We start from the raw sequence: 8,679 nt of genomic DNA, 5'->3' as shown, positions 1-8,679 counted from the left end.
GCGCTCCTCGCACTCGCAACCATCCTCGCCCGCGAACTCATCTCCGGGACGCCCCACGCCCGAGCGCGGCAACCTCGTATGAAGCGCCGCCGCCCCGAGACGGTGGAACCGTCGACGGCAGAGCCGGCTGAGCCCGTTCTTCGGCCGACAGCACACTCGGTGGACCCTGCCACGAGACCCCCACGGGCCGCGCCCCGCCAACCGGCTCCAGCCGCGCCGGTTCCGGCCGAAAGAAAATTGCCGGTGGTGATTCCGGCGGCGGCTCAAGCCGAACGCCCCGCGCCTTTGCCAAAAGCAGAGCCGCGCGCTGAAGCCGTAGCGGCTCCAGCCGAAAACACCGCTCAGAGCAGGCTTCACAACAAGACTGACATCTCCGCCGACGATAGCGCCGCCGTGCCCACCCGGCCGACCGTGTGGCGCGCCAAGGAGCCGCCCAAGAGGCCGAGCTGGCTTCGAGTCAGCCCGACCAGGCGTCCCCGGACCGAGACCGAAGCGCCCACGGCTTCCGCAGAGACGGATCGTCAGGCGGCGCCGCTTCTTAAGGAGCCGCTCGCAGATGAGGGTGGCCCACCCGCCAGCACTGCCACGGATGAGGCACCCGAGGCCCTGCCCAAGACAGCAGCCGCGCCTAAGACAGCGCCAGCATCCAAGACAGCGAGTTCGCCGAAGCCGGAGTCCGTCCAAAAGACCGAGCAGGCCCCGGAGACCGTCGCCAAACCGGCCGCCACCGGGCTTCTCGACCGCCTACAGCGAGAGTTTGCCGATAACGGAGAAACCTCGGCCCCGGCCAAGAAGAAGCCACGCCGCGGCTCGGGTTTTCTCGACCGCTTCCGCCGAGCCGATGCCAAGACGGCGGGAGACGGCAGAGCAACCGCCACGTCAACGATAAGGGGTGCCGACATGGCCGCACTGAGCCCGAACGACCTTCGCCACTATCTGACGCAGCGGATTGCGTCACCCGGCATCGAGGAGGCGGCCGAGAGCCCCGCCGCACCGAAGACTGCCAGAAGCGATGCCGGGCCGGTGCTCACCTCGCTCGATGCGGTCCTCGACCGTGTGCTGGCCTCGGCCACGGGCGGTCTGCCGCGTGCGCTGCTTGTCGCCGGCGTCTCGCCGAATGCCGACGCCACCCAGGCAGCGATCGGACTGGCGCGTGCCCTTGTCGATCGTAACGAACAGGTGGTGCTGGTGGATCTGGCGAAAGGCGCCTCAGCCGTGTCGGGGCCTTTGGGCATGCCGCGGGTGCCGGGCTTCGCCGACCTCGCCGCCGGCCGCGCGAGCTTCGCCGATGTCATTCGCATCGACGAGGATACGCCCTTGCAGGTGATCCCCGCCGGCAATCCCACGGCAATGAGCGGGGCCACCGAGCCTGACCGTTTCATGCGTGTGTTCGAGGCGCTCACTCAAGCCTATGGCTGCGTCGTCCTGCATGGCGACCTGCGCGCGGTGCAGGCGCTGATGCCAGCCCTCAAATTCGAGCTGCCGGCGATGGTCGCCGTATTACCGCGCGGCGGCAGCGTCGAGGACGAAGACGAAGCTTTGCGCACCTTCCAGTCGCTGGGATGCCCGGTCGTCGCCTATGAAGGCAACGGCAAGCAGCGCCGCATGGGGCTGTTCAACCGGATCGCCGCCGTCTGACGCGACTAAGCCTCGCGGCGGAACAGGCGCTTGCGCGTCTCCTGCGCCATCGACCACAGCCGTTCATTGGATTTGATGGCGCCCTTGAGCCTGGCGGCGCCGGACGCCGGTAGCGTCACAAGCATCCCATGCGGCTTGAAGGCGATGAAGCTGTCGAACAGCGGCTGGACGACGTTGCACCATTCGTCCTTGTGACGGGCCTGGCCTACGCCCATGTCGAAGAAGGCGAGGCCGTCATGCGAGGCTTCTTCGATCTGATGCCGCAGGAGGAGCGCGCCGGGCGATTGACGCTGCGCATCGCCTTCGGTGAGTGAGGACAGCACAACACCCATCCGGTCATGGCAGACGGCGCCGCTGAATGTCGCCAGCACGTCCCCATCGAGCGATACGTAGCCGAGTTTCAGCCGGCTTGGACTGCTGTCCTCGAGCAGGGCGAGCTCCCGATAGAAGGCGCGCGCATGGACGTCGAAGATGTCGGTGACGCCCATGGCGGCAAATTGCTTCGCCTTCTGATCGAAGAACGTCTCGAGCAAGGAGAGTTTCTCCTCGCGGGTCTCGGCCCAACCGTAACGAAGCGTTCCGAGCTGTTGGAGTCTGCGTTCCTTTCGCTCCAGGGTGGCGCGCGATCGCCTGCTGAACCGGCTCTCATACAACGCCGTGAAGTCACCGAGCCGGATCGCATAGCCGCTATTGGGCGCCTGCTGATGCGACAGCTTGGCGAAAGGATTGGCCGTGCCGGACCATGTCACGGGCTGTGCCTCGAGGCATGCCGCGGCGGCGCCGGCTTGGCGGGCGGCCTCCCGCAAGATGAGCGAGATGTCACTCGCCGTCAGCCCTTGCGCGGCGTCCGGCGTGAATAGACCCATATTGTAGTTGGCGTGGTCTTGCCCGAGCCAATTCAGGACGGGGAGTCCGAACTTTCGCCCCATCTCGAACGCCCAAAGGAAGAGGGGCGAACCATCGGGGCCGGTGCCTACCACGATGACGGGCTCGCGGTGCTCGGGTCCAGCACATGCTGGGTCCAGGCATGCGCCCAGTCATAAGTCTGCGCCGCCGTGCAAGGTGTATGGGCCTGCATGGTCTCCCACAAGCCCTGAAGGCTCGGCAGGTCGCCCGTGATCCGAATGGAGATCGCGCCGAGGCTGGTGCTCACGGAGACCGGACCGGTTTGGACGATCTTGCGTCCCGCGATCTCGGTCTCAGGACGAAACAAGGCCGTGGAACTCATGCGTCGAAACCATCCTTCACCCGAGGCCATGCCGGCGCGTCACAGGGCGTCCCCATGCCGCACGGCAGCTTTGGCCAAATCCCACCCGGCAATCGTTTTGCAAGGAACCGGCGTCACTATGCGCGCTTGGCTCGAGGACCATGGCAGAGCCAGGTTAATGGTTGATGGTAAATCGATAAGGGAGAACGACGTGGCCAAGGTTAAGACCGCCATGATGAAGGCAGCGATGTCGGGCCTCTACCACACGGGCGCCCATCGTTTGCTGGCCCCTTATACGCAAGGGGTCGGGGTGATCTTCACCCTTCACCATGTGCGTCCCGCGCCGGCCGCGCCTAAGGAGTTTGCCCCCAATCGCATTTTGGAGGTGACGCCGGAATTTCTTTCGTCGGTGCTCGATCAGGTGGCGGACGCCGGGCTCGACGTGATCTCGCTCGATGACGCCGTGACGCGGCTGGAATCGGGCGACGAGAAGAGATTTGTCTGCTTCACCTTCGACGACGGCTATCGCGACAACCGCCAATACGCCTATCCGATTTTCAAACAGCGCGGGCTGCCCTTCACGCTCTACGTGCCGACCGACTATCCCGACGGGCACGGCGATCTATGGTGGCAAGCCCTGGAGGAGATCGTCTCGCGAGCCCAGGATGAGATCGTCCTCTGCCGCCAGGGCGAAACATGGCGGCTACCGGCGGCGACCGACGCCGAGAAGAACCGGGCCTTCGAGGAGGTCTATTGGTGGCTGCGCGGTTTGGACGACGTGGTCCAGCGTGAGGTCGTCCGCAAGCTGGCGGACGGATACGGCATCGACTTGAGCGCGGAGTGCCGCGATGAGGTGATGGGCTGGGACGAGATCAGGACCATGGCCGCCGACCCGCTCGTCACCATCGGCGCGCATACGAAGCATCATTACGCCATCGCCAAGCTACCCGAAGCGAAGGCGATGGAGGAGATGGTCGGCAGCGCCGACCGCATCGCCGAGGAGCTTGGCACGCGCCCGGTCCATTTCGCCTTCCCCTATGGCGATCCCGGCAGCGCCGGCCCGCGCGATTTCAAGCTCGCGGAAGAGGCCGGCTTCAAGACGGCGGTGACGACGCGCAAAGGGATGCTCTTCGCCGATCACCGGCAGCATCTGACGGCGCTGCCGCGGGTGTCTCTGAACGGCGACTATCAGTCGCTCACCTATACGGCGCTCTATCTGTCCGGCGCCCCGTTCGCCCTGTGGAACGGCTTCCAGCACGTGAACGCCGCCTGACCGCGATCTGATAGGGATCAGTCGGGCCGCTGCATCCACTTGATGAGGAGGCCGGCGGGCAGCACCCATAGCAGTCCGGCGACCAGGAAAAAGGTGAACTGTGCCCAGGCCGGCGCCACGGAAATACGGCCGGCGCCGATCGCGGATGCCAGCCAGACATAGAGGACGATGAAGACTAGCAGCACCACGGTGCCGATGAGCTTGCGGGATCGCGCGCGCATCTAGCGGACCCTCCCGCCTAGGACGTCATGCTGCGGCAACGGGGCAGGGCGGGCGCGATTGAGTTGCGGCCGCAAGGCCGCTATCAAGCGGCCCATGAGCGAAGTCGCGGCCCAGGGCATGAACACAGGCGCGCAGGCCTCCGCGATGCCGGCACGGCATGTCCGGGGCTTGCGCATCTGGCTTGGCGTCATCGCCGTCCTCATCGTCGCCATGGTCCTCGTGGGTGGCGCCACCCGGCTCACCGATTCAGGCCTGTCCATCACCGAGTGGCAACCGATCATCGGCGCCATCCCGCCGCTGACCGAGGCCCATTGGCAAGCGGCGTTCGAGGCTTACCAGAAGATCCCGGAATATACCGAGATCAATCGCGGCATGAGCTCGAGGCGTTTAAATCCATCTATTGGTGGGAATGGGCGCATCGCTTCCTCGGGCGCTTCATCGGCCTCGTCTTCCTGCTGCCGTTCATCGCCTTCTGGATCGCCGGTTACATCCCGCGCAAGCTCATGCCCCGGCTCCTTGGCCTATTCGTCCTCGGCGGCCTGCAAGGCGCTCGGCTGGTACATGGTGAAAAGCGGGCTCGTCGATCGCACCGATGTCAGCCAGTACCGGCTCGCCGCCCATTTCGGCGTGGCCGTCCTGATCTTCGGCTACACACTATGGCTTCTGTTCGGCCTCGGCGCTGAGCAGAAGCGCGCGCGATTCGGTGCCGCGTCACTCGTCGCCACCGCCGTGCTCGCTCTCGTCTATCTGCAATTGCTCGCGGGCGCCGTGGTGGCCGGGATCGACGGCGGTCTCGGTTTCAACACTTGGCCGCTGATCAATGGGGCCTTCATCCCGAGCGGGCTCGGCGAGGCCTCTCCCTGGTATCTCAACCTGTTCGAGAACCCGCTCACGGTGCAATTCGACCACCGCATGCTGGGCTACGCGGTCGTCGTAGCGACGATTGCCCAAGCGCTTTGGCTCGCGCTGAAGGGCGCGGGCCAAACGCTAATCGGTAGTTCTCTGATGCTGGCGGTCGCTGCGCTATTGCAAGCGACCCTCGGCGTCTGGACGCTGCTCCTGGCCGTGCCCATCGAGCTCGGTCTCGCCCATCAAGCCGGCGCCATCGCCGTCTTCGCCGCCGCGCTCTTCCATCTGTGGTGCGCGCGCCACGAGCCGCTCACGGTAACAAAGCCTCAGACGGCGGCCAGCGGCCTGATCGAGATCGCGATGATGTCGACATTTCTCCAGTCCGATCGAGAGGCGAACCACATCGGCGCCCGCGCCGGCGCGCTCGCGATGCTCGTCCGAAAGCTGCCGATGCGTGGTCGAGGCGGGATGGATGATCAAGCTGCGCGTGTCGCCGATATTGGCGAGATGGCTGAACAGCTTGACGTTGCTGACGAGCGCGATGCCGGCGTCGTAGCCGCCCTTGAGCCCGAAGGTGAACACACCGCCGGCGCCATCCGGGCAATAGCGCTTGGCAAGCCGGTTATACGGATTTTCGACGAGACCCGCATAATTCACCCAAGCGACCTTGTCGTGCGCCAACAGCCACGTCGCCACCTGAAATGCGTTGTCGCAATGACGCTGCATGCGCAACGGTAGCGTCTCGATGCCGGTGAGGATCAGGAAGGCATTGAACGGCGAGATGGCCGGGCCGAGATCGCGCAAGCCGAGCACGCGGCAAGCGATGGCGAAGGCGAAATTGCCGAACGTCTCGGCCAGCGTGATTCCGTGATAGCTCGGGCAGGGCGCCGACAGCGATGGGTAGTGCCCGCTTGCCATCCAGTCGAATGTGCCGCAATCGACGATGGCCCCGCCGATCGAGTTGCCGTGTCCGCCGAGGAACTTCGTCAGCGAATGCACGATGATGTCGGCGCCATGTTCCGCGGGGCGCGTGAGGTATGGCGTCGCCAGCGTGTTGTCGACGATAAGCGGGACGCCGGCCTCCTTGGCGACCGCCGAGATCGCCGCGATGTCGGTGATGATCCCGCCCGGATTGGCGATCGACTCCACGAAGATCGCGCGGGTCTTCGGCGTGACAGCCGCGCGGAACGACTCCGGGTCGGTGGTGTCGGCCCACTTCACCGTCCAACCGCATTTGGCGAAGCTTTGGCCGAACTGATTGATCGATCCGCCATAGAGCTGGCGGGCGCGATGAACTCATCGCCCGGGTCCAGCAGCGTGTGGAAGACAATCGCTTGCGCCGCGTGACCCGAGGCCACGGCCAGCGCCGCCGTGCCGCCTTCGAGCGCGGCGAGCCGCTCCTCCAGCACCGCCTGGGTCGGGTTCATGATGCGGGTATAGATGTTGCCGAAGGTCTCGAGGTTGAACAGCGCCGCCGCGTGGTCCACGTCGTCGAACACAAAAGACGTCGTCTGATAGATCGGCGTGACTCGCGCGCCGGTGGATGGGTCCGGCTGGGCCCCGGCATGAATGGCAAGCGTATTGAAACCGGGCTTACGCTCCTCGGACATCGGCTTCCTCCCTGGATCCCTTGATTGACGCGCGTCGACTATACCAGACCATGGCGCGGGCATTGCGCGTCGATGCTACTCGCTGTTGTTGATGGTGATGATCTCAAAGCGCGACGGGATGCCTCCGCCCGGATCGCCGAAATCCTCGAGCCAGATGTTATGGCTCCCGCCGCCGACCATGAGCCCCTGATAATTTTTGAAGATGTCCTCGGGGTCTTGGCCCAGAATCGCGGCCTTGAGCTCGGGACCGATGATCGTGTCGTAATGGCTCAAGAACCAATCCTTGGAGCGAATGACGTGCTTTGTCTTGCCGAAATAGCGTACCGGGAAATGCAAATGAGCGACGAACCAATCCTTGTCGTTGGTCCGGACCGCATCCTGGAGCGCAAGAACGATCGCCGTCGCGGGAGGCGGCGCGACCTCTTCGGCCAGGGCGAACGAAACGCCCATGAGCGCAAGGACGGCGGCAATCGCGATTTTTATCATGATCCGATCTCATCAGTGTCTGAGCGCAGCGCGCGCTGTTGTCCACCCTTGGCGCCGAGCAATGGCCGCTTACTCGACAGCACGCCGGAATTGACCCCGGCCCAGGAGATCTCTCCCGAAAGCCTGCCGTATTCGATCTTGGGGCAACGGTTCATCACCACTTTAAGGCCGGCCTGTTCGGCAAGCTGCGCGGCCTCGTCGTTGCGCACGCCGAGTTGCATCCACACCACCTTGGCGCCGATCCGGATCGCCTCGGCGGTGATGGGGAGCGCGGCTTGCGAATTGCGGAAGATGTCGACGATCTCGATAGGCTCGCCGATGTCGCTCAAGCTGGCGAAGACGCGCTGGTCGAGGATCGTCTTGCCCGCTTGTCCGGGATTGACCGGAACCACGCGGTAGCCTTTGCCCAGAAGATATTTCATGGCGAAGTAGCTCGGCCGCGATGCGTTGGGGCTCGCGCCCACCATGGCGATGACCCGGTTCTGCACGAGGATGTCGCGGATATAGGCGTCGCTATAGCTGTCGTGATTCATGGATGAGCAAGTGGGGAAGGGGGTGCGTCAGTGAAAGGTCAGCGCGGCCAGTTGGGCTCCCGCTTGTCCAGAAACGCGCCGATGCCTTCCTCGGCCTCGGCGTCCAGCATGTTCTCCACCATGACCTGGGCGGCGTAGCGGTAGGCGTCCTCAAGCGGCATGTCGAGCTGCTTGTAGAACGCTTCCTTCCCGATCTTGAGGGTGCGCGCCGGCTTGGCGGCGATCTTGCGGCCGAGCTCCACCGCCTCGTTGACGACGCGGTCCGCCTCGACCACCCGATTGACGAGGCCGAGCCGCTGCGCCTCCTCGGCGCCGACCATCTCGCCCAAGAGCAGCATCTCCATGGCGCCTTTGCGCGAGACATTGCGGCTGAGCGCCACCATCGGCGTCGAGCAGAACAGACCGATATTCACCCCGGGCGTGGCGAAGCGGGCATCGACCGCCGCCACGGCGAGATCGCAACTTGCCACGAGCTGGCAGCCGGCTGCCGTAGCGATGCCGTTCACCGCCGCGATCACCGGCTTCGGCGAACGCACGATGGCGAGCATCATGTCGGAGCAGGTGGTCATGGTTTCGGCGAAGAAGGCGCGGCCCCCGTCGCCGTCGTTGCGGCGCGCCGTGAGCTCCTTCAGGTCGTGGCCAGCGGAGAAGGCAGGGCCGGCGCCGGTGACCACGACCGCGCGGACGGCTCGTCCCCGCCTGCCTCGCTCAACGCCGCATGCAGCGCCGTCATGAGCGCCATGGAAAGGCTGTTGCGGGCCTCGGGGCGGTGAGGTCAAGGATCCTGACCGGCCCGCGATCCTCGCGGCTCACGAGGCGGCTCTCGGGTAAGGTTTGCGCTGAGGGGCTTGCCATGCGTCG

At 65.2% G+C, this 8,679-nt stretch carries 7 protein-coding genes and 3 pseudogenes; 3 read left to right on the top strand and 7 right to left on the bottom strand.

The genetic code is table 11. The features are described 5' to 3' along the window. Positions 1-393: 393 nt before the first annotated feature. On the top strand, positions 394-1,638 hold the full coding sequence (locus AUC69_RS14060; protein WP_141700815.1) for a P-loop NTPase family protein: 1,245 nt from the start codon (positions 394-396) through the stop codon (positions 1,636-1,638). Positions 1,639-1,643: 5 nt separating this feature from the next. Here the strand turns inward: AUC69_RS14060 and AUC69_RS14055 are convergent, their stop codons facing one another. Then, positions 1,644-2,567: a GNAT family N-acetyltransferase gene (locus tag AUC69_RS14055; protein WP_069442705.1), complete on the bottom strand. Its 924-nt coding sequence runs from the start codon at positions 2,565-2,567 to the stop codon at positions 1,644-1,646. Between the two features lie 44 nt (positions 2,568-2,611). Then, positions 2,612-2,866, bottom strand: a complete 255-nt coding sequence (locus AUC69_RS17565) for a hypothetical protein (RefSeq protein WP_069442704.1) — start codon at positions 2,864-2,866, stop codon at positions 2,612-2,614. A gap of 190 nt (positions 2,867-3,056) precedes the next feature. Here AUC69_RS17565 and AUC69_RS14045 point away from each other — a divergent pair, with 190 nt between their 5' ends. Continuing rightward, entirely contained in the window at positions 3,057-4,118 is a 1,062-nt protein-coding gene (locus AUC69_RS14045) for a polysaccharide deacetylase family protein (RefSeq protein WP_069442703.1), read from the top strand. 17 nt (positions 4,119-4,135) lie between these two features. Here AUC69_RS14045 and AUC69_RS14040 read toward each other — a convergent pair whose 3' ends face one another. After that, positions 4,136-4,339: a DUF2842 domain-containing protein gene (locus AUC69_RS14040; RefSeq protein WP_069442702.1), complete on the bottom strand. Its 204-nt coding sequence runs from the start codon at positions 4,337-4,339 to the stop codon at positions 4,136-4,138. Positions 4,340-4,433: 94 nt separating this feature from the next. Here AUC69_RS14040 and AUC69_RS19830 point away from each other — a divergent pair. Continuing rightward, positions 4,434-5,405: pseudogene (locus tag AUC69_RS19830) on the top strand (COX15/CtaA family protein); the annotation flags it as partial. Positions 5,406-5,522: 117 nt separating this feature from the next. Here the strand turns inward: AUC69_RS19830 and AUC69_RS14025 are convergent. From AUC69_RS14025 to AUC69_RS14010, 4 genes and pseudogenes are all read right to left on the bottom strand, one after another. After that, positions 5,523-6,799: pseudogene (locus tag AUC69_RS14025) on the bottom strand (O-acetylhomoserine aminocarboxypropyltransferase); the annotation flags it as partial. Between the two features lie 75 nt (positions 6,800-6,874). Beyond that, entirely contained in the window at positions 6,875-7,285 is a 411-nt protein-coding gene (locus AUC69_RS14020; protein ID WP_069442699.1) for a hypothetical protein, read from the bottom strand. Beyond that, positions 7,282-7,818 (bottom strand): CoA-binding protein, encoded by a 537-nt coding sequence (locus tag AUC69_RS14015; protein WP_069442698.1) that lies wholly within the window; start codon positions 7,816-7,818, stop codon positions 7,282-7,284. The genes AUC69_RS14020 and AUC69_RS14015 overlap by 4 nt, the downstream gene beginning before the upstream one ends. Before the next feature lie 38 nt (positions 7,819-7,856). Next, a pseudogene (locus AUC69_RS14010) lies at positions 7,857-8,673 on the bottom strand (enoyl-CoA hydratase). Positions 8,674-8,679 lie beyond the last annotated feature (6 nt).

Origin of the sequence: Methyloceanibacter superfactus (assembly GCF_001723305.1) — a bacterium.
Taxonomy (GTDB): Bacteria; Pseudomonadota; Alphaproteobacteria; order Rhizobiales; family Methyloligellaceae; genus Methyloceanibacter; species Methyloceanibacter superfactus.
The sequence above is the reverse complement of the archived record's forward strand: the minus strand, read 5'-3'. Positions and strand labels throughout refer to the sequence as shown.

What these genes read in the sequence shown, in the direction of transcription:
- AUC69_RS14040 (WP_069442702.1), bottom strand. Translation starts at nt 4,339, where the DNA reads ATGCGCGCGCGATCCCGCAAGCTCATCGGCACCGTGGTGCTGCTAGTC.
- AUC69_RS14015 (WP_069442698.1), bottom strand. Translation starts at nt 7,818, where the DNA reads ATGAATCACGACAGCTATAGCGACGCCTATATCCGCGACATCCTCGTG.
- AUC69_RS14020 (WP_069442699.1), bottom strand. Translation starts at nt 7,285, where the DNA reads ATGATAAAAATCGCGATTGCCGCCGTCCTTGCGCTCATGGGCGTTTCG.
- AUC69_RS14055 (WP_069442705.1), bottom strand. Translation starts at nt 2,567, where the DNA reads ATGGGGCGAAAGTTCGGACTCCCCGTCCTGAATTGGCTCGGGCAAGAC.
- AUC69_RS17565 (WP_069442704.1), bottom strand. Translation starts at nt 2,866, where the DNA reads ATGAGTTCCACGGCCTTGTTTCGTCCTGAGACCGAGATCGCGGGACGC.